This window comes from Labrenzia sp. THAF35 (assembly GCF_009363595.1).
GTDB lineage: Bacteria > Pseudomonadota > Alphaproteobacteria > Rhizobiales > Stappiaceae > Roseibium > Roseibium algicola.
In genome coordinates this window covers 5,327,336-5,348,636 of the sequence record NZ_CP045380.1, presented here as the reverse complement: position 1 = coordinate 5,348,636, position 21,301 = coordinate 5,327,336, and the positions used below count along the sequence as shown (strand labels likewise).

Annotated in this window: 15 protein-coding genes; 10 read left to right on the top strand and 5 right to left on the bottom strand. The window is 59.8% G+C overall.

Features of this window, described 5'->3' with window-relative positions; genetic code table 11:
- Nucleotides 1-2 precede the first annotated feature (2 nt).
- Together FIU93_RS24615 and FIU93_RS24610 are read left to right on the top strand one after the other, a co-directional pair.
- Nucleotides 3-1,469 carry an aminotransferase class V-fold PLP-dependent enzyme gene (locus tag FIU93_RS24615; protein WP_152507042.1) on the top strand — a complete coding sequence of 489 codons (1,467 nt, stop codon included), beginning with the start codon at nucleotides 3-5 and terminating at the stop codon, nucleotides 1,467-1,469.
- Nucleotides 1,470-1,485: 16 nt separating this feature from the next.
- Nucleotides 1,486-2,274, top strand: coding sequence for a class II glutamine amidotransferase (locus FIU93_RS24610; RefSeq protein WP_023000199.1), 789 nt, complete (start codon nucleotides 1,486-1,488; stop codon nucleotides 2,272-2,274).
- A 98-nt stretch (nucleotides 2,275-2,372) separates the two neighbouring features.
- Here the strand turns inward: FIU93_RS24610 and FIU93_RS24605 are convergent, their stop codons facing one another.
- The 4 genes from FIU93_RS24605 to FIU93_RS24590 all read right to left on the bottom strand — a co-directional run bounded on the left by FIU93_RS24605 (nucleotide 2,373) and on the right by FIU93_RS24590 (nucleotide 4,838).
- Entirely contained in the window at nucleotides 2,373-2,744 is a 372-nt protein-coding gene (locus tag FIU93_RS24605) for an STAS/SEC14 domain-containing protein (protein ID WP_152507041.1), read from the bottom strand.
- A gap of 139 nt (nucleotides 2,745-2,883) precedes the next feature.
- Nucleotides 2,884-3,564, bottom strand: a complete 681-nt coding sequence (locus FIU93_RS24600; RefSeq protein WP_353621961.1) for an HD domain-containing protein — start codon at nucleotides 3,562-3,564, stop codon at nucleotides 2,884-2,886.
- Entirely contained in the window at nucleotides 3,554-4,123 is a 570-nt protein-coding gene (locus tag FIU93_RS24595) for a helix-turn-helix transcriptional regulator (protein ID WP_152507040.1), read from the bottom strand. Before FIU93_RS24595 ends, FIU93_RS24600 begins: the two co-directional genes overlap by 11 nt.
- Before the next feature lie 88 nt (nucleotides 4,124-4,211).
- Complete coding sequence (locus tag FIU93_RS24590) at nucleotides 4,212-4,838, bottom strand: DapH/DapD/GlmU-related protein (protein WP_152507039.1); 627 nt, start codon at nucleotides 4,836-4,838, stop codon at nucleotides 4,212-4,214.
- A gap of 399 nt (nucleotides 4,839-5,237) precedes the next feature.
- Between FIU93_RS24590 and phnC the strand changes: the two genes are divergently transcribed.
- From phnC to FIU93_RS24565, 5 genes are all read left to right on the top strand, one after another.
- Nucleotides 5,238-6,071 carry a phosphonate ABC transporter ATP-binding protein gene (phnC, locus tag FIU93_RS24585; protein ID WP_152507698.1) on the top strand — a complete coding sequence of 278 codons (834 nt, stop codon included), beginning with the start codon at nucleotides 5,238-5,240 and terminating at the stop codon, nucleotides 6,069-6,071.
- Nucleotides 6,072-6,129: 58 nt separating this feature from the next.
- Nucleotides 6,130-7,044 (top strand): phosphonate ABC transporter substrate-binding protein, encoded by a 915-nt coding sequence (gene phnD, locus FIU93_RS24580; protein ID WP_023000193.1) that lies wholly within the window; start codon nucleotides 6,130-6,132, stop codon nucleotides 7,042-7,044.
- Nucleotides 7,045-7,226: 182 nt separating this feature from the next.
- Entirely contained in the window at nucleotides 7,227-8,075 is an 849-nt protein-coding gene (gene phnE / locus FIU93_RS24575) for a phosphonate ABC transporter, permease protein PhnE (RefSeq protein ID WP_023000192.1), read from the top strand.
- A gap of 11 nt (nucleotides 8,076-8,086) precedes the next feature.
- Complete coding sequence (gene phnE, locus FIU93_RS24570) at nucleotides 8,087-9,421, top strand: phosphonate ABC transporter, permease protein PhnE (RefSeq protein ID WP_152507038.1); 1,335 nt, start codon at nucleotides 8,087-8,089, stop codon at nucleotides 9,419-9,421.
- A gap of 156 nt (nucleotides 9,422-9,577) precedes the next feature.
- The gene (locus FIU93_RS24565; protein ID WP_152507037.1) at nucleotides 9,578-10,765 is read left to right on the top strand and encodes a lytic murein transglycosylase; all 1,188 of its coding nucleotides are present in this window, start codon (nucleotides 9,578-9,580) and stop codon (nucleotides 10,763-10,765) included.
- A gap of 50 nt (nucleotides 10,766-10,815) precedes the next feature.
- Here the strand turns inward: FIU93_RS24565 and FIU93_RS24560 are convergent, their stop codons facing one another.
- Nucleotides 10,816-12,420: a tetratricopeptide repeat-containing diguanylate cyclase gene (locus FIU93_RS24560; protein WP_152507036.1), complete on the bottom strand. Its 1,605-nt coding sequence runs from the start codon at nucleotides 12,418-12,420 to the stop codon at nucleotides 10,816-10,818.
- A gap of 186 nt (nucleotides 12,421-12,606) precedes the next feature.
- Here FIU93_RS24560 and parA point away from each other — a divergent pair, with 186 nt between their 5' ends.
- The 3 genes from parA to pbpC all read left to right on the top strand — a co-directional run bounded on the left by parA (nucleotide 12,607) and on the right by pbpC (nucleotide 21,071).
- Nucleotides 12,607-13,248, top strand: coding sequence for a ParA family partition ATPase (gene parA, locus FIU93_RS24555; RefSeq protein WP_023000188.1), 642 nt, complete (start codon nucleotides 12,607-12,609; stop codon nucleotides 13,246-13,248).
- Between the two features lie 137 nt (nucleotides 13,249-13,385).
- Nucleotides 13,386-18,929: an alpha-2-macroglobulin family protein gene (locus FIU93_RS24550; protein WP_152507035.1), complete on the top strand. Its 5,544-nt coding sequence runs from the start codon at nucleotides 13,386-13,388 to the stop codon at nucleotides 18,927-18,929.
- 42 nt (nucleotides 18,930-18,971) lie between these two features.
- Nucleotides 18,972-21,071 (top strand): penicillin-binding protein 1C, encoded by a 2,100-nt coding sequence (pbpC, locus tag FIU93_RS24545; RefSeq protein WP_209010223.1) that lies wholly within the window; start codon nucleotides 18,972-18,974, stop codon nucleotides 21,069-21,071.
- Nucleotides 21,072-21,301: the final 230 nt, after the last annotated feature.

The window sequence follows — 21,301 nt, the reverse complement described above, 5'->3', positions numbered from 1 at the left end:
AGATGACCCAAAAAACAGGCACGGCACTCGATCATTTCATCGAGGAACTGAAATCTCCGGACCTGATTTCCCGCCTGCGCGCGGGACTGATCGGCGAGGGGGCAACCATTTCAGGTCCGTTTGGCGAGCGCGAGCTGATTTACGCCGACTACGTCGCCTCCGGGCGGGCTCTGCGCCAGGTCGAGGATTTCGTTCTGGAAGAAATCCTGCCGGTCTACGCGAACAGCCACACCGAGGCTTCCTACTGCGGCAGCGCAATGACGCGAATGCGCGAGGCCGCGCGATCTGAAATCGCCCGCATTTGCGGGGCTGACCAGGGCTACGCGACGGTCTTTTGCGGCTCGGGGGCAACCGCAGGCCTTAACCGGCTTGTACATCTTCTTGGTGTTTCGGCCGCCGCAGAGCGGGGCGAACAGCCACTTGTTGTGATCGGTCCCTATGAACATCACTCAGACATTCTGCCCTGGCGCGAGAGCGGAGCGGAGGTGATCGAGATAGACGAAGCGGAAACTGGTGGTCCTGATGTTGCGGAGCTGGAGGTTGTCTTGCGCAAGGCGGGGGCCGGCCGGCTGATTGTTGGAGCATTCTCGCTGATGTCCAACGTAACCGGCATCGTTACCGACGACGTGGCGGTCACACGCGTTCTGAAGCGTTACGGCGCACTCAGCGTTTGGGATTGCGCGGGTTCTGGCCCTTACCTCCCGGTAGATATGAAAGCAGGCACGGATGCCCAGAAAGATGCGGTTGTTGTCTCGCCGCACAAGTTCATCGGTGGGCCAGCCGCGTCAGGCGTCATGATCGTGCGCAAGGAAGCTGTCAGCAAGGCGACACCGGTCTTTCCGGGCGGAGGGACGGTACGCTTCGTCTCGCCCTGGGCTCATGATTATTCAGACAATCTTTCAGCCCGCGAGGAAGCCGGTACGCCGAACGTGATCGGCGATATCCGGGCGGCGCTCGCCTTTCTGGTCAAGGAAGCCATTGGGCAGCGGCTCATGGACGAGCGGAACGCCGCCTGGCGCGCCAAGGCGCTGGCGGTCTGGCGTGACAATCCCGCGATCGAGATCCTCGGAAACGACAAGGCCCGTCACGTGCTACCCGTGTTCTCGTTCCGTGTGAAGGATCTGGAACGCGGAGGCTATGTGCACCAGCAGCTCGTCACCCGCATGCTGTCGGACATCTATGGCATCCAGGCCCGTGGTGGCTGCGCCTGTGCCGGGCCCTATGCCCATCGGTTGCTGGATATCGGTCCGGAACAGTCCGAAGCGTTGAGGGCCGGTATTCTTTCCGGTGAAGAACTGAAGAAACCCGGCTGGACACGGCTCAATTTTTCAGTGCTCATGACAGTAGACAAGGCGGACAGGATCATTGCCGCCGTCGAAGATCTGGCGCTGCATCCTTATCCGGCCGCGGATTACTACGCGTGCGATGAAACCACGGCCCGGTTCAAGGCCATGCAAGACGCTGCTTGAAGGACACCAAGTCGACATGTGCCGCTGGGCTGCCTGGAGCGGAGCTCCCAAATACCTGGAAGAAGTCATTTGCGATCCGGCGCATTCGCTGATCGACCAGAGCCGCAACGCGCTGTCCTGCAAGACATCGGTCAATGCCGACGGGTTCGGCGTTGCCTGGTACGGCGACCGGGACACCCCTTGTGTCTACAAGGACGTCCGGCCCGCCTGGTCGGATCCAAACCTGTTGCAGATCTCCAAGCACATCCGGTCTCGCCACTTCCTGGCACATGTGCGCGCCTCAACCGGAACGGCGACCACGCGGGACAACTGCCATCCTTTCACGTTCCAGCGCTGGACCTTCATGCATAACGGTCAGGTCGGCGGCTACGACAAGGTGAAGCGTCGCCTCGACAACATGATCCCGGACGACCTTTACCGCGACCGCATTGGCGGCACCGACAGCGAAAGTCTGTTTCTGGTCGCGCTCGCCTATGGACTCAATCTGCACCCGCGCGCGGCGATGGCGAGAGCTGTGTTCGAAGCAGAAGCCCTGTCCAAATACGCCGGAACGACGCCGCACATGCGTTTTGCTGCCGGCTGGTCGGATGGTGAAACGCTCTATGCCGCCCGCTATGCTTCTGACAACCTGGCACCGACGCTCTATTACCGGGTGTATGACGACGGTGTGATGGTGGTGTCCGAACCGCTGGATGAAGCCCGCGGATGCTGGATGGAAGTGCCTCAGGGCCAGATGATCGAGGTCAGGGACGGCAAGGTGAACCAGGTTGCCTTCCTGAGTGATGAACAGCTCGCCGACGCCTGATTTTCCGGACTGACCTGCCAGGACTGACCTGCCAGAACTGAATTGCCAGATGAGGCTGGACGGCAGCCTCAGTGGCAGAAATCGCCAACGGCTTGACCTCAGACTGGCGTTTCGATCCAGTGCCAGGCGATATCGATTTCATCCCGGTCGAAGTGCTTTTCCTGAATTCCGACCATCCGTGCAAACGTGGCGTCGATCGCAACGAGGGCGGCAAGCAGCTTGCTGTCCGTCACGATGGCGATCTTGTTGAGATGCTGCATGTTGGCAAGCACCCACCGGATGTCCGCCTTGGCGGCCTCGAAGGAAACGCCGACATGATCGCCAAGAACGACCAGAACGTTGATCTTGCCCTGGTCTTCAATCATCTCCTCGGCCTTGGCGATCAGGTTCTTTTCCTGATCAATATCGATTTTTCCGGAAATCTCGACACCGAGAACGGCACCCTGGCTGCGGGGCAGAATGGTGTACATGCTGGTTCCTCCGGCAGTGACTGGACGGCACAACCAGAAGGGTAAACCCAAACACGAAAAATAAGAACCTTCATGACCTTTTTTGCTGACCGCCCGGCAAGCCACCAGGCACCCTTGAGCGGCAAAGTCTCTGGTGCAATCAGGCGATTTCCCGTCCGGCGCCCGTCATCATGGTGCGGGTCAGCTTGTCGACTTCGTCCCGCAACTGGCGCGTGAGGGCACTGCAATCGGTGCGATCACGGCCGTAACCCAGGTTGAACTCATAAAATGAAGGCGCTTGCCTTGGCATCAGAACGTGCTGAAGCATGGTCTCCAGCTTGTCGAACGCCTTGGCAAGTCGGGCTTCGACGGTTCGTGCCGCTGCATACTCATCCCAGAGGGAGGTTAGCTCCCCAGCCACGTCACCCGGCAGCGGTTCACACAAGGTCAGGAAGTCCCGCCTCTCGCGTTCCTGCCGGTCGTCACCCGGCGTCTGGAGTGGAGCGGGGACATCTCCGGAGATGGCTTCGCCCAGGTCATGCACAAGCGTCAGCTTCAGGAGTTTGAGCAAGTCGACTTCTTTCAGCTCTGGTTCGAACAACAGAACCATCAAGGCCAGTCGCCAGCTATGTTCGGCAGTGCTCTCCGGCCTGCCGCCGGTTGTCGTTCCCGAGCGAAGCGTGTCTTTCAGCTGCTCTGCAGCCTGAAGGAAGTCCAGCAGGCCCGTCAGTCTGGTGTGGGAAATTTCAGGAAGATCGAGGGAAGGGGGCGTCTTTGTCATGGCGGCCAGATTATTGCGGGCCACCGCGCCAGACGAGTTACCGCATAATTTATGCGGCATCCTGTTCTTCACGGACCAGCCGCGCAAACCGTCCGTCTGACAGCGGCAGGCGCGAAATCCGGATGATACTCTCCGGGATGGTCATTTCCGGGAAATCGACGTGTTCCGTTCGGTAGACAATGTCCGGAGCATCCGGCTCGAACCAGCCATAGTCGGTCAGTCTGTGCTCCGTTGCCCGGATGCCTTCGGACGCAAAACGCCACAGGGGCCGGTTCAGAAACTCGCTCACCGGTGCGCGCCATTCGCAGGCACGCGGTACGGATATGGCCAGCAGCCTGTGTGTGAGGTCGCAGACCAGATGCACGGGAACTGCGGACCGGGAGACAAGATCAAGCAGGGCCTTGTCGGCGGCGCTCTCCGGTCGTGCCCTCAGCAGACGGGTGATCTTCGCCCTGTCGCTGTCGTCCGGCTGCGACTTGCCGCTCTCCCAGCGCGATATCCTCGTCTGCGAGACGCCGAGTTCATGCGCTAGGGCTTCCTGCTTGACCCGGTTCAGTACGCGCCAGCGCCGCAGCGACGGTCCAAGACTGCTTTCAAGAACGGCGGTTTCTGTTTGCATGGTGCAAGTGTAACGCGTCCCGGGAATTTTGTGCAGCGGGAAAAGAAGGCACGGCTCACCTGAGCAGGTGTCCGCGCCACCTGCGGGATCAGCGATACTTCTCGATGAACGCGTCGATCGACAACTTGCGAAAATCGGGCAGCCGTTGCTTCAGCTCTTCATGGGACCAGTCCCACCAGGAGATATCGATCAGCGCCTGTTCCTGCTGTTCGGTGAAGCGCCGTTTGATTTCCCTGGCGGCCACACCGCCAACAACGGTGTAAGGGGCGACATCCTTGGAAACGACTGCCCCGGCTGCAACAATAGCTCCGGTGCCGATCGAGACGCCGGCAAGCACCGTGACATTGTGGCCGATCCACACATCATGGCCAATGGTGACCCAGTCGTCCTTGCGCCACTGGAAGAAATCCGCGTCGTCTTCGCCAAGGTCATAGGCAGCAGCGCGGTAGGTGAAGTGGTGCTGGGAGGCGCGCCAGGTTGCGTGGTTTCCCGGATTGATGCGGACGCGACGGGCGATGGAACAGAACTTGCCGATGGTCGACCAGACGACATCGCCTTCCTGCACGATATAGGAATAGTCCCCCATGCTGCTTTCGCGCATTTCCGTGCGTGCGCCAACCTCGGTCCAGATGCCGAGATCACAATTCAGCACTCTGGCTTCCGGGTGAATGTTCGGGGTTTCGGTGAGGGAAGGCTTCTGGGTCGGGGCGGACATGGATGCTCCATATAGCGTTGGAAGGAGTGCGGAAACGGTTTGTAGCCGTGTTGCTGGCACCGGTCGTGACGCTTTGATGACACTGACGTGACTCCCGTTACTTTTTTTGCATGCATCCACAGCGGTGAAAACGGCATTTGGCGGGTAGAAGCCTTGTATTTGAGCACTGATTTCCGAGTAAATTTCAGCCAGGCATGTGTGACACCGAGGGGGCTCGGAAAGCGCTGAGAGCGCTGCGGAATTCCCGACGGAGATGGTTGTTCTGCCGATGCTTCAGGCAGGGATGTCATTGATTTGTCATAAAATTTTGGGCTCCCCGACAAAGGAATGTCATTTTTCTGTAATGGTCCGGTGGCTCTTGTCGCGCAGCACGACGAACACAACGGACAGGGCTGGCGCGTGATTCAATTTCAGGAAGTCACCAAGACCTTCGGGTCTCGGACCGCGGTCAACAAAGTAAGTTTTAATATCGAAAAACCGCAGATGGTCGGGATCATCGGTCGGTCCGGTGCCGGCAAGTCAACCTTGCTGCGCATGATCAACCGGCTGACCCCCGCCAGCGCCGGACAGATCCTGTTCGATGGCCGGGACATTCTCAGCCTGAAAGGCGGCATGATGCGCCGCTGGCAGCGCGACTGCGCAATGGTGTTCCAGCAGTTCAACCTGGTGCCGCGCCTGGATGTTGTCACCAACGTCATGTTGGGGCGCCTCAACGGTCACGGCACCTTGAAGAGCCTCTTCAACATCTTCAGCCAGGAAGACGTCAATTCCGCGCTTGGTGCGCTCGACAGACTGGGCATTGCCCAGGAAGCCACCAAGCGGGCCGAGGAGTTGTCCGGTGGTCAGCAGCAGCGTGTCGCGATTGCCCGCGCTCTTATGCAGGACCCGCACATGATCCTGGCGGACGAGCCGATTGCCTCGCTCGATCCGATGAATGCCAAGATCGTCATGGATGCGCTTCGTGAAATTCACGAGCGCGACAACAAGATCGTCATCTGCAACCTGCATACGCTCGACACTGCCCGGACCTATTGCGACCGGGTGATTGGCATGCGCGACGGTTTCCTCGTGTTCGACGGGGCGCCGCAAGCGCTGACCACGGCTGTCGCACGCGAAATCTACGGTGCCGATGAGAGCTTTAACGAGGCGGCGACATCCACCGCCATCGATGCCGGCCAGTCCGGTTCCAGAGAATCCGCCGGTGCGATGACCCCGGCGGCAGCAGCGGTCTGATCCGGCTGCGCACCCGCTTAACGTCATCAAAATTGAGAACTCTCGGGGAGTGTCCCAAATGAAACTCGTTGCTAAAGTTGCTGCGCTTGCTGCCGTCAGCATGATCGCTCTGAACGCTTCTGTTGCCGGTGCAGCGGAAATCACGGAATTCCGTATCGGCCTGCTCGGCGGCGAAAATGCTTCCGACCGTCTGCGTGCCAACGAATGCCTGCGCGAAAAGACCGAGGAACTGCTCGGCGTTCCGACAAAGCTGTTTGCTCCGGCAGACTACAACGGCGTTATCGAAGGCCTGCTCGGCGGTAACCTCGACATGGCCTGGCTCGGTGCTTCCGGCTACGCAAAAGTCTTCCTGACCGACCCGGAAGCCGTTGAGCCGGTTCTGGTCAAGGTCAACAACGACGGCAGCTACGGCTACTACTCCATCGGTTTTGCCCGCGTCGACAGCGAGATCAACTCCCTGGAAGACATGAAGGGCAAGACCTTCGGCTTCGGCGACCCGAACTCCACGTCCGGTTACCTGATCCCGTCCATCGAAATCCCGAAACTCGGCTACTCCATGAAGCCGGGTGAGTATTTCTCCGACGTCGTCTTCACCGGTGGTCACGAGCAGACCATCGTTGCCGTATTCAACGGCGACATCGCAGGCGGCGTGACCTGGGCTGACGGTCTTGGCGAATGGGAAGACGGCTACAATTCCGGCGCTCTGCGCAAGGCAACCGATGCGGGTCTGGTCGACATGACCGAGATCAAGGAAATCTGGCGTTCGCCGGTGATCCCGGAAGGCCCGGTTGTCCTGTCCAAGAAGCTGCCGGACGACATCAAGGCAAAGATGACCGAGCTGATGGCCAACCTCGTCAAGGAAGACAAGGAATGTGGTTACGGCGTGATGGCCGGTGAAGCACGCGGCTTCGAACCGATCACCCATGCGGCTTACGAATCCATCGTCGCTGCCCGCAAGGCAAAGAGCGAGTAATCGGAAGTTCCGATCTCCGCGCGGGCCGGTCTCCGGCCCGCGTTTTCTCAAGTATCGGCCAGCGGAATCGACTTTCCGCCAGAAGTGGCTCCACAGGGCCAGGATCGCCAGGTTTCGAACGGTTGATCCAGCTAAGCCACCCCGCTTCGGATGAAGTGAGCATCAAGTAAAGGTCCCAAACAATGGCTGTTGCCGCACTCGAGCAGGAAATCCTGTCCATGCGCAAACGCCGCCAGCTCTATTCGTTGATAGGGTTGCTGCTGGTCGTAGCGGTTCTGGTCTCCGGTTATTCGAAATCCAATTCGATGAATTCCGGCGGATTTATTCAGGGTCTTTCCAAGTTCTTCGACTATCCGGGCGAGATCGTCGTTGAAGCCTTTGAAGCCGGCCCGGCCTTTTTCTCGCTGATGCTGCAGTTCGTTCCGGCCATGCTGGAAACCTTGAACATTGCCGCAGTTGCGACCCTTCTGGGCGGCGCGATGGCGGTGGTGCTGGCGATGGCCTCCACACGCAATGTCGACAGCTGGGGACCGTTGATCCCGGTAGTCCGCCGCATCATGGACATCACACGTGCCTTTCCCGAATTGATCATTGCGCTGTTCCTGATCTTCGTGCTCGGCTCCAGCCCCGTACCAGCCATGATCGCCGTTGCGTTTCATACCGCAGGTGCGCTCGGCAAACTCTTTTCCGAAGTGAACGAGAACATCGACCGCAAGCCCATCGAGGGCCTGTCGGCCTGTGGGGCCAGCTGGCTGCAACGCATCCGGTTTGCGGTGCTGCCCCAGGTGGCGCCGAACTATCTCAGCTATTTCCTGCTGCGCCTTGAAATCAATGTGCGTGCTTCTGCCATTCTCGGCTTCGTTGGCGCTGGCGGCATCGGCCAGGAACTTCGCCGCACGATCGGCTGGGGCAAGGGTGCAGGCGATGAAACCGCCGCTATCTTCGTCCTTCTGTTCATAACCATCATGGCCATCGACCAACTGTCGTCCTATCTGCGCGGCAAGCTGGTCGGGTCCGGCCGGGCGCATTGAGGGGAAATCTCATGACCGTCGATACGCTCGAAACACCCGTCACCCAGGCTCTGGTCTGGAACCAGGTCCGCCGGCGCGCATGGCTCACTGTCGTCGTGCCGCTCGCGATCTTCACCTACCTCGTTTACACGTGGTTCGCCTTCGGGGTGCCGGAACTGCTCTCTCGTGCCCAGCCGGAACGGGCGGTGATTCTGGCAACGGATAGCGTCGCCTACAAAGTTCACGTCACAAAGAGCTTCCGGGACAACGAGTTCGAAGTTGCGATCGAAGGCGAGCGCACCGCTACCTACGACAACGCCAAGGTGCCTGACTGGGTGCAGCTCAGCGGCGAAAATGGTGTGGTTGACCTCGGCGATGGCTACAAGGTCGAGATCGATGGCAGGACAGCCCTGTTCACCATCCCGGGCTATGGCGTGGTGGAGGGCACCGCGACTGCCGATGGTGTCGAAACGGTTCTGCCGGCAGGGCCGGCACCGGACTGGATCAAGATCGACCCGCGCAAGCTCGATGTGCGCCCGACCCTTGATCGGCGCCTTCAGGTCACCAAGACGAAGATCGAGGTTCACAACTATTTCGGCGGTTGGGAGAACTTCTGGTTTCCGTTCCGCTCACCACTTTACGGCATGTCCTTCAGCCAGCTTTATGCGTTGGCTTTGAGCTCGGACCGAATGGATCCGGAAACGTCGAACATCTGGTTCATCGTGAACGAGTTTCTGGAAAACCCTGACTGGCAGCACGGCAAGGTTCTTACCGCCTTGTTCGAAACCATCATGATGGCCGTTCTCGGCACTCTCACGGCCGCATTCTTCGGATTGCCGCTGGCGTTTCTTGCAGCTCGCAACTTCACGCCGTCGAAGCTGCTTCGGTTCGGAACACGCCGCCTCTTCGACTTCCTGCGTGGCATCGACATGCTGATCTGGTCGCTGATCTTCATTCGCGCCTTCGGTCTCGGGCCGCTGACAGGAGCTCTGGCAATAGCCTTCACCGATACCGGTTCGCTCGGCAAACTGTTTTCCGAAGCGCTGGAGAACATCGACAACAAGCAGGTCGAGGGCGTGAGGGCGACCGGCGCCAATCAGATCCAGCGGTATCGCTACGGTGTGATCCCGCAGATCCTGCCGGTCTTCGTGTCCCAGGTCCTCTACTACCTGGAATCGAACACCAGGTCAGCCACGGTCATCGGTGCTCTCGGGGCAGGGGGGATCGGTCTCTTGCTGGTCGAAACCATGAAGACCTCGCGCGATTGGGAAAACACCAGCTACATCATCATCCTGACAATCATTGTCGTGATCCTGATGGATCAGACCTCAGGTTGGCTGCGCCGGAAGCTGATTGAAGGCAAATAGGTCCGTCTGACCTGAAAGTGATAAACCCGGCGCGGTAACGGCACCGGGTTTATCTTGATAACTGCAGGTACCCCCTTTTTGCCGCATTTATGTCGCGCTAGCGTGTCAGCGTTCGGAAATTGCTTCGAAGCTGCGGAGGGGGCTGTGCGCCAGGGCATGCGAAATCATCTTGTGAATGTTGCGTTCGGAACCGGTCTGTCCATGATGGCCATGGCAGGATCGGCCTTTGCGATCGAAAGCTGTGTTGCATCCCTGAAGAAACAGGCTGTTGCCGCAGGCGTCCGGCCGGACATTGCCGAGCGCATGCTGTCAGGTGCAACCTTTGACGAGAAAGTCATCCGGTTCTCGACGTCCCAGCCTGAGCACAAGACCGAAATCTGGGATTACATGGCCTTTCTGGTCGACGCGCAGCGGATCCAGGACGGCAAGGCAAACCTGAAAAAACACAACAGCACACTCACCTCCATCGAAAAGCGGTACGGTGTCGACCGGCACGTGGTTCTGGCGGTCTGGGGCATCGAGAGTGACTACGGCAACTTCCGCGGCGATTTCTACACCCCACATGCTTTGGCCAATCTGGTTTGCGCCGGCAAACGGCGCCAGAAATACTTCCAGGGCGAATTGATCAAGACCATGCAGATTGCTTCGCGAGGGGATGTACCGGCCAAAGACTTCGTCGGCTCCTGGGCAGGGGCTTTCGGGCAAACCCAGTTCATGCCAAGCACCTACAACAGTCTCGCGGTCGACTTTGACGGCGACGGCCGCAAGGACCTGGTGAATTCCGTCCCCGATGCCCTGGCTTCAACGGCAAACTTTCTGAAAAATGCCGGATGGAGCAACAGCCGGCCCTGGGGATACGAGGTCAAGGCACCGAAGAGTTACAGTGGACCGTCTGGTCTGAAGAACTATTCGTCCCTGTCGACCTGGGCCAAAAGAGGCTTCAGCAAAATCGACGGTGGCGGTCTTTCCGGCAATCTGGATGCAGCGCTGATCCAGCCGGCAGGAGCGGGTGGCCCGTCCTTCCTGGTGACCCGCAACTTCCAGGCTCTGCGCTCCTACAACGCATCAACCTCCTACGGTCTGGCGATCGCCCTTTTGTCGGAACTCGTATCAGGCGGCGACCCGTTCAAGACACCCTGGCCGACGGACAACCCCGGTCTTTCCCGTGCTCAGCGTGTGGAGCTGCAGAAGCTTCTCAACCGCAACGGCTTCAACGTCGGTGAACCGGACGGGAAGGTCGGCCCGGCCACACGTGAAGGCATCCGCAAGGCCGAGGCACGCCACGGCCTCCCGGTAACAGGACGTCCGTCCTGGAATGTGTACTCGGTGCTGGGGGGGAAATAGCCCACGGGCAACCAGCTGAAATAAGGTCAGCCCTGCTTGACAGGTGCCGATCAGGAAGCGTTCTGGGGAATGGAAAACGGCACACTGGAATGGAGGCAGCTTCTGTTTCGGCCCGTTTTCTTGGCTTGGTACATGGCCTCGTCCGCGGTCCTGAGAAGCTCATATTCGAGGTCCGGGCCGTTCGCCTGAACCGAGACCCCGACACTTGCGCCGACTGTCCTGTCCACCGCCCCTTTGATCGGGATCGGCAGGTTGATGTCGTAAACGATCCTGTCTGCCAGGGCGGATAGACTGTCCGCGTCAGTGCGCCGTGTCGACAGGATCAGGAATTCGTCGCCGCCCATCCGGATGATCGTCTCATCTTGTTGCAGCAAATCCGACAACCGTTCCGCCACTGCCTTGATGACCTGATCACCGACCGAATGGCCATGGTGATCGTTGACGGTCTTGAACCGGTCCAGATCGATCAGAATGGCGGCAACTTTGACGCCGGGGCCCACGCTGAGCCGGGTCGTTTCGAAAAATTTCGACATCATGCGTCGATTGCCGACACCTGTCAGCGCGTCGTGCAGTGCGTTGAATTCGATCTGGGCGTTGAGTTCAAGAAGGCTCGTATTCGCCTCCTGCAATTCCGTGTTCAAGGTTTCGGTTCTGGTGCGCAATTCCCTCTCGTAATCGGCCTTGCTGTGTGCAAGCCGGAATTCCAGACGGTTCCGGAAATCGTTGCTCTGGCGTTCCGTTTCCTCGGTGAACATCTTCTTCTGAAGTTTCACATAGGCCTTCAGATAGTCGAGTGCACTGCGGTGTTCTTCCAGGGCTTCGTGGGTCTGGGAGAGCTTGAGGTAGAAGTTTCGCGTCCAGTGGTGATAGTCGGCACCGGCAGCGTTCAGCAGGCCGTTTTCCAGTTCGGCACGCGCTTCGTCATAGCGCTTCTCTTCGAAAAGGCTCAATCCGAGCACGTAGTAAAGGTGGCAGGCGACCCGATGATCCTGGCTGAACTGTGCCGCTGCCAGGCCCTTGGCGGCGCAGGCGCGCGCCTCCTTCAATGCCCCGGTTTCCACCAGCGCCGCTCCCAGAACTTCATAGGCGTAAGGCAGGTTCACGGCGTTGCGATGCTCCAGGGCATCTGCCAGGCACGCCTTTGCCGCTTCGACGGCTGCCTCGGGACTGCCACACCGCAATTCAGTGCGCGATAGGGTTTGCAGGATGTGCGAACGCTCGTAAACAAGGCCCAGCCGATCGGCGATGTCCATGGCTTCCTGAAGCTTGGACTGAGCCTTTTCGTAGTCATGATAATAGGCGCACATGTTGGCGAGCACGGTCAGCGGCTCGATACCGGCGCGTCCGTGAGTTGCCGCCCCGAGGATCTCCAGGCTTTCTCCCAGAATGGCATCGGCCTGGCTGAGTTCACCCAGGCTGTAGACGCAAACCGACTTGATGACCAGAAGCTCGGACCAGCCTTCCGGATCCTGCCTGGGATCCATCATCGAGAAGGCTTTGTCTGCAAGCTTTGCCGCCGCATCGAAATGACCGGACCAACGCTCCAGCCATGCAAGATTGAACTGAAGGGGACGGTTGCCGGGATCCGGTTCCGGCTGCCGTTTCAGCGCGTCATACAAAAGGCGTTTGCAGAACGCCGGATTGCGCCATCGCAAGGCCCAGCTTCGCTCTTGCAGTTCCTTCAGGTGCGCCTCCCTTGACGGCAGTTTTTAAAAAATACCACTGGTGATCATAGCCATAATTCCGGAAACGCAACGTAAATTCATTTGGATAAGACATAGATTTGTTGCGTTGCGAAAAACATCAGCGCAATATATTGGCGAAATTCTGGAGGTTTAGGCATGTCCGGGCGGATTCTGACGGTTGCACAGCAAAAAGGCGGGTCGGGGAAGACAACCCTTGCGGCCCATCTTGCCGTTGCGCTTGCCAAAAAGTCCGGCGAACCGGTGGCAATCCTCGACGTGGATCCGCAAGGCTCTTTGGGGACCTGGTTCGAGGCACGCGAAGACAACTTTGGCGAAGACAATACCGGTCTTGAATTCCGCACCGCGTCAGGCTGGGGCGCAAGGCGTGAGGCGCGTTCGCTCGCAAAGTCCCATGGGTACGTTGTCATCGATACACCGCCCAAGACCGACAGTGATGCCAAGCCGGCAATCGACGCCGCTGACTTCGTGATCGTTCCGATCCAGCCGACGCCGGTCGATCTCTGGGCAACCTCGCAGACGATCGAGATGGCTGCGCGTGAAGATACCCCCGCACTTCTGGTGCTCAACCGCGTGCCGCCCCGCGCGTCCCTGACAGGCGAGATGGCGGACGCCATCGCCGCTTCGGGATATGACGCGCTCAATGCCCGCCTGGGCAACCGGACCGTCTTTGCCTCTGCAATGGGCAGAGGCCGCGCCGTGACCGAGGACGCTCCATCCAGCAAGGCGGCCCAGGAAGTTGCGCTGCTGATCGAGGAACTGGTCAGCAGGATTGGCTGAACTCTCAGACCATCTCGTCTGCATTTGCGCGACCACGCCCTTATGTCAGGAGAGTTCACTCTAAAAACTATTTTGCCTTGTCCTTGTCACGATCCAGTGACTTGATAGGGGAAATTATAGGCCCCGGAGGATTGGCCATGTTCGTTTTTTCGTTTGTTTCCCAAAAGCTTTCCCTCAATTTCAAGCATCGTTTCAAGAAGGTTGCCAAAAGCGCGCTGCTTCTTGTAGCGAGCGCCGGTTTCGCCGGTGTCTTGGCCACCGCAGCAGGCGCGCAGGACAGGCGTATTGTCACCATCGATGATGCGGATTTCTTCGGTGGTGACTATCGCACCGTGAAAGACGTGGATCTGGACGGGTGCAAATCCGTCTGCCTCAGCGACAATCAATGCCGCGCCTTCACCTTTAACACCTCTGCGGGCTGGTGTTTTCTGAAGACCGACTATGGCGAACTGCAGAGTTTTGCCGGTGCGATCGCCGGACGGGTCGTTGAAGTCAAGGCGCCACGCGCCGACCAGAGCGCAGACCGAAAGGCAGAGCTGGTTTTTATTCCCAAATCCCAGCTGGAAAGCGCACAGACCTATTCCCTCAGCATTGCAAATTCGGTGCGCCCGAACGGGCAGACTGCGGATCAGCTGCGCCGGAACGGTCAGGACGCACTCGGCGAGCGTAACGGCGCACTGGCAGAAGCCGACTTCCTGCAGCTGATCAAGCTGGAACCGGGTGAATTTGATGCCTGGACTCAGCTCACCACCGCCCTGCTGCTGCAGGATCCAGACAACTGGCAGGACAGGGAAACCAAGCGCAAGAACGCGATATCAGCCTCGATCAATGCCTATCTGCGGTCCGTCAGTGCACCTGAGCGCGCCTTGGCGCTTGAACTTGTGGGCCGTGCGATGACCCGCAGCAGCGAATACAAGACTGCGATCAAGGCCTTGCGGGCATCGTTGGCGGTCGAGGAAAATTCCAGCGTCCGTCGGCAATACGCGGATCTGGTTGCCGAGCACGGCTTCCGGATCGTTGATCACGAAGTCGATTCCGACAGCGCGTCGCCACGGATCTGTCTGGTCTTCTCGCAAAAACTGCCGCTTGGCGAAGACATGAGCCCTTATGTCAGCGTAAGCGGCGAGGGTACTTTCGCGATCGAGGCGGAAGGCAGCCAAATCTGTGCGGATGGTCTCAAGCATGGCGGCCGCTATCAGATCACCGCACGCAGCGGCTTGCCGGCAGCCGATGGCGAGAAGCTGGAAAAGACCGCGGACCTGACTGTCTATGTGAAAGACCGGTCTCCCTCCGTCAGCTTTTTGAGCCGTTCCTACGTTCTTCCAGCTGGTGGCGACCCCACCATTCCGATCGTTTCCGTGAACACCTCTGAAGTCGAGACCTCGATCTACCGCATCGGCAACCGCTCCATCGCCGATATTCTGCGTGACAACCGCTTCCTGCGGCAGCTCGACAGCTGGCGGGCAGACCAGATCGAGGACGAACTGGGTCAGAAGGTCTGGTCTGGAATTGTCGAGACCGGTAACGACCTGAACCAGGACATCACGACCGCCATACCGATTTCGGAAACCGGCATCGAGCTGAAACCGGGCGTCTATGCCATGACTGCGCGGTCAAAGCTCGATCAGAAGAACCGCTGGGGCACGCTGGCAACGCAATGGTTCCTTGTGTCCGATCTGGGCCTGACGGCCCTTTCAGGCGATAACGGCATTGCCGCCAATATCCGCTCTCTCACAAGCGCTGAGGCATTGGAGGGCGTGACCGTACGCCTGTTGGCCGTCAACAACGACATTCTCGGTGAAGCTGTCAGCAACGCGGAAGGCTTTGCGGAATTTGCCGTCGGCCTTACCCGCGGCAGAGGCGGTCAGGCCCCCGGTATCCTCGTTGCTGAAACGTCCGAGGGCGACTATTCCTTCCTCGACCTGCGCAAACCGGCGTTCGATCTGTCCGACCGGGGTGTCGAAGGACGTGCAGCACCGGGACCGCTAGACGTTTTTGCGTGGACGGATCGCGGTATCTACAAGGCCGGCGAAACCGTTCACGCGCAGGCTCTGCTGCGCAATGCAAGTGCAACCGCACAGGAAGACTTTCCGCTCACCTTCATCTTCAATCGGCCCGACGGGGTCGAACACGCCCGCTTTACCGTGAACGACGGCGGGCTCGGTGGCCACCTTCAGGATGTGACGCTGGCGGCGTCGGCTCAGCAGGGTATCTGGTCCTGGCAGGTCTTTGCCGATCCGAAGGGCAGGGCTCTCACCGAGCAGACCTTCCTGGTGGAAGATTATCAGCCCGAGCGAGTCGATTTCGAACTTGAAACAGATGCAAAGGCCTTTAACCGTACCGGACCGACAGCAGTATCGCTGGACGCCAAGTATCTCTACGGCTCGCCGGCCAGCGGCCAGACGCTGGAAGGTGATGTCATCGTGCGGCCGATCCGCACGCTTGAAGCCCACCCGGGCTATCAGTTCGGCATTGCCGATGCGGATGCCTATACACAGCGTGGCTCCCTGTCGTCGGGCCTGAAGACCGATGAAGATGGCAAGCTAACCTTCGACGTCTTCATGCCCGAACTTCCCGAGACGACCATGCTTTATACCGGCGAGCTGATCGCACGCCTGGTGGAGGCGGGTGGCCGCTACGTTGAACGGGACATGGACCTGCCTGTTGCCATCGACGGACCACGCATTGGCGTGAAACCCGCCTTCGACGGCGGTGTCGATGAAGGCGGTCCTGCCGATTTCTCCGTAATCGTCATCGATGAAGACGGCAAGGAAGTCGACGGAGCGGACATCGGCTGGACCCTGTCCAAGGTCGATCGTCGGTATCAATGGTACCGCTATGACGGCAACTGGTCCTATGAGCCGATCACCACCACCCGCCGTGTTGCCACCGGCACCGTGCAGGTGACTGCTGGACAGCCGGCACAGCTATCCCTTCCGGTCGAATGGGGTGAGTACCGTCTCGACGTTGAAGGCAGCGGAACGCTGCAGACCTCGACGCGCGTCACCTTCAATGCCGGCTGGTATTCTGCCGATGCGTCCTCAGATACGCCTGATTATCTGGACGTTGGCCTCGACAAGACCAGCTACCGGCCCGGCGACACCGCCAAGCTGCGCCTCAAGCCACAAATGGCCGGGATTGCCGTGGTCAATGTTGTTTCCGGCGGATTGCTGGCCAGCAAGACCGTTGAAGTGACTGCCGAGGAAACCGAGGTCGAGATCCCTGTCAGCGACGATTGGGGGGCTGGGGCCTATATTACGGCCAGCCTCTACCGGCCGATGGACCTGGACCAGAAGCGAATGCCGTCACGGGCAGTTGGTCTGTCCTGGCTGCAGGTCGACCCGGGTGACCGGGCGCTTGACGTGCAGTTGTCTGCGCCTGACCGGATCCTGCCCGAGACGACACTGGACGTTCCGGTGAAACTCGCGAACCTGAAAGCAGGAGACCAGGCGTATCTGACGATTGCCGCGGTTGACGTCGGCATTTTGAACCTGACCGGCTTCAAGACACCGGATCCGGAGAAATGGTACTTCGGCCAGCGGCGTCTCGGCACCGACTTCCGTGATCTTTACGGCCAGTTGATCGACCGGATGGCTGGAACCCGCGGGCGCGTCCGTTCCGGAGGAGATGCCGCAGGCATGCGGCTCGATGCACCTCCGCCGGATGAAGAACCGCTTGCCCTGTTCTCGGGACTTGTAACCGTGGGCGATACTGGCGAAGCAACCGTCTCCTTCGATATCCCGGCCTTCAACGGCGCCGTCAAACTGATGGCGGTTGCCTGGACAAAGGATGGCGTCGGTCATGCCGACCAGGAAGTGGAAGTGCGTTCACCAGTCGTGATGACGGCAAGCGCACCCGCCTTCCTTGCACCGGGAGACCAGTCGCGAATTTCCCTGGAAATCGACAACGTCGATGGCCCTTCCGGCTCTTATGCGCTCGAAGTCTCGGTCACTGACGGCCTTCGGCTGGAAGGCGGCAGCACGGATCAGTCGCGTACGCTGGATCTGGAAAACGGCAAGAAAGCCCTGGTGCTGCTCTCGGTTTCGGCAGAAGACATGCTGACGAAGTCGGAAGTCGTGGCGTCGCTGACCGGGCCGCAGGGCGAAGTTTTCGTCAAGCGTTTCAGCCTCGAGGTTGAAGATACCCAGCCTGAAGTTGTCCGTCAGTCCAGCTTCTCGCTGGCATCCGGAGACAGCCTCTCGCTGGATGCGGACACCTTCGACGGCCTGCGGGCGGATACGGTTGACATCACCTTGTCTGCCGGTGGTGCTGCAAGCATCGATGTCGCCGGCCTGCTGGCGGCACTTGACCGCTATCCTTATGGCTGCACCGAGCAGACGACCAGTCGTGCCTTGCCGCTGCTTTATCTCAGCGAAGTTGCCGAGGCTGCGGGGCTTGGCGGCGATAGCGCCATTCGGGAACGGGTGGTCAAAGCCATTGCCAAGATCCTGTCGAACCAGTCCTCTTCCGGCGATTTCGGTCTCTGGAACAGCTACGGCGGCGGTGATACCTGGTTGGATGCTTATGTTACCGACTTCCTGACCCGTGCACGCGAAAAGGGATATCTGGTGCCTGATCTTGCGTTCACTTCGGCACTGGACAATCTGGAAAACAGGTTGGCCTATTCCTCCGACTTCCAGGATGGCGGCGAAGACATCGCCTATGCGCTCTACGTGCTGGCCCGCAACGGCCGCGCCTTCATGGGCGATCTTCGCTATTACCTGGATGCCAAGCTGCAGAACTTCGCAACACCGCTTGCCAAGGCACAGGTTGCTGCCGGGCTTGCCCTTTATGGCGAGCGTGACCGGGCGGCCACCGGTTTCCGGGCGGCTCTTGCCGCTCTGCCGAAGGAGGCTCCGAAGTATTATCGCGACGACTACGGCTCCGTCCTGCGCGACAGCGCGGGCGTGACGGACTACGTCGTTTCGGCGTCCATGGAAGACAGTCTGAAGACGGAAGCCATCGACTTCCTGAAAACGGCCCAGGCCAACAAGCCATACCGGTCGACACAGGATATGGCCTGGATGCTCCTGGCAGCGAATGCGCTCAACGAATCCGCGCAAGACGCCCGGATCTCCGTTCGTGGTGAAGTAACGCCCGGACGGCTCGCCTGGTCGCTGGCTGGCCGCGAGGTTGCCGACTTCCCGGTCGAGGTGAAGAACAACGGTGACGCTGGAACGGAGCTTCTTGTCTCCGTGGCCGGCCAGCCGCTGGTGCCCGAGCCCGCAGGTGGCAAGGACTATGCGGTTGAACGCACGGTCTACGACCTTGACGGAAATCCGATCGATCCGGCCGCCGTTCCGGTCAACACCCGGCTTGCGGTTGTCGTCACCGTACGGGCCCTGACGGATCATCCAGGCCGGTTGATGGTCGTTGACCGCCTGCCTGCCGGCCTGGTGATCGATAATCCGCGACTTGTGCGTTCCGGCGATATCGGTGGCCTGTCGTTCCTCGATACGGTTGATCAGCCGGAACATTCGGCGTTCTACAGGGACCGTTTCGAAGTGGCCGTGGACCAGACCCGTTGGAGCAGCAAGGAACTGACCTTTGCCTATCTTGCAAGGGCTGCAACCCCGGGCGACTATTCGCACCCGCCGGCGTCGGTAGAGGATATGTACCGTCCGGACCGTCGCGCCATTACGGCAACCGGCAGGTTGGTTGTTCTCGGCCCGACGCGGTAAGGCGGCCGTACGATGAAAACGTTGGCGCGGCGGAATTGGCTCATGATCCGGCGGTGGTTCGCTGCCGCCGGTCTTGGTGCCGCCGCACTGTCTGTCTGCCTGATTACAAAGGTCGGGCACGACTATGCGTCGCTGTCCGCGCCGCCCCGTGTCGGCGACCTGCCTCTGTCGGTTGTCGTTCTGGACCGGAATGACCGCCTTCTACGGGCTTTCACCAGCCAGGACGACAAATGGCGCTTGCCGGTGGAACTACCAGAAATAGATCCGCTTTATTTCCGGATGCTGCTGGCGTTCGAAGACAAGCGGTTTTACGAACACGGCGGGTTTGACGCGCTGGCGCTTGCTCGCTCTGCCCTGCAAAGTCTCAGGAACGGCCGCATAGTTTCCGGCGGCTCGACGCTGACCATGCAGGTTGCGCGGTTGCTGGAAGAGCAGCCGACGAAGTCGCTTGAGCGTAAATACGAGCAGCTACTCAGGGCCGTTCAGCTGGAAGCGGAGTTTTCGAAAGAAGATATCTTGCGGCTTTATGCTCTCAGGGCGCCGTTTGGCGGCAACTTGGAGGGGGTTCGGGCGGCAAGCCTTACCTGGTTCGGCAAGGAACCTGGGCGTCTCACGCCTGCGGAAGCTGCGCTGCTGGTGGCATTGCCGCAAAGCCCGGAGGCGCGGCGGCCGGACCGTTTTCCAGAGCAGGCGCGCAAGGCCCGCAACCGTGTCTTGCGCCGGGCAGCAGTGGCTGGTGTCCTCGGCAAAGAGGATGCGGCTTCGGCTGCGAATGAACCGGTCCGGACGATACGTTATGCAATGCCAATCCTGGCGCCGCACGAAAGCCGGCAGGCGCGTGCCGATGCGCCTCTCTTGCCTGTCCACCGGTTGACGATCGACCTTGAGCTTCAGCGTGCGATCGAGTCCCTGGCGAGACGGAAGAGCGAGACGATGCCATCGCCAGTTTCCCTGGCCATTCTGGTCGCCGATCACCAGAGCGGAGAAATTCTGGCCAGCGTTGGCGCGCCAAACCTTCTGGACACGCGCCGTCAGGGGCATGTCGACATGACCCGCGCCACACGTTCGCCCGGATCAACGCTGAAGCCGTTCATCTATGGTCTTGCCTTTGAAGAAGGTGTCGGTCTGCCGGAAAGTTTCATTGAAGACCGGGCGACCAACATTGGTGGCTACCAGCCGACGAACTTCGACCAGTCCTACCAGGGCACGGTCACCCTGCGCGAAGCCCTTCAGTTGTCGCTCAATACACCAGCCGTGAAGTTGCTGGAAGCGGTCGGGCCGGCACGGCTGATTGCCCGACTGAAACGTGCCGGTGCCAATCCCGTCATGGAGAAAGGCATCGCACCGGGGCTTGCCATCAGCCTTGGCGGTCTCGGCATGACCTTGCGGGACCTGACCCAGGCCTACGCCGCAATGGCTCGTGGTGGCGAACCGGTAGCCCTGTCCGTGTGCCGCAAAGACTGCGAAGAGGGTACCTCGCCGGTGTCTTCAGCCCGTGTCCTTTCGGAAAAGGCCTCCTGGATGGTGGGCGATATTCTTTCCGGATTGCCGCAGCCGCAAAGTGCAGAAACACACCACGTCGCCTACAAGACGGGCACAGCCTACGGCTATCGTGACGCTTGGGCTGTCGGTTATGACGGTCGTCATGTGGTGGCGATCTGGTCGGGGCGCCCGGATGGCACGCCAGTGCCCGGGGCGACGGGAGCTTCGGTCGCCGTACCTATTCTCTTCGAGGCGTTTCAGATACTGGGACCCGACAGGGTTCCGCTTCCGGACGGTCCGGCGGAAGCCATGAGTGTCGCCGGGCAACAGGTTCCCGAACCGCTTCGCTTTGCCCGCTTGCCACAAAACCGCGGCACGGTTCGCACGGGTGACACCTTGCAGATATCCTATCCGCCGGACGGAGCCGAGCTGGATCTTGGGTTCGCACGGGACAGTTCGTTGGAACAGTCGGCGCAGCCTCTGGTCGTCAAATTCAAGGGCGGTGCAGGGCCGTTCTCCTTCCTTGTCAACGGACGCCCCCTCCACACAGGGCAGCGGGAAAGGCAACTTGTCTGGCAGCCGGACACGCCTGGTTTTGCGGATGTGACGGTGCTCGATGCCAACGGCAACAGTGCAGGAATAACGGTACTCTTGCGCTAATCGCACAACAGCGCGCCAAATCGAACCCTTTCATTGTCGGCATCGCATAAAGGCCTGCCGACCAGTCTGCATCAAAGATGCGGATCGACACACCCCGCCTGCGCACCCGCTTGTTTTGCGAGAGTTCGCATGGAATGTGCGAATCTTCCGAAAAACATGCGGTTTTCATCGCCGTGGGGCGAATCTTTCAGCATCGAATCCCGCGACAAAGTATGTGGAAGACAAGAAAC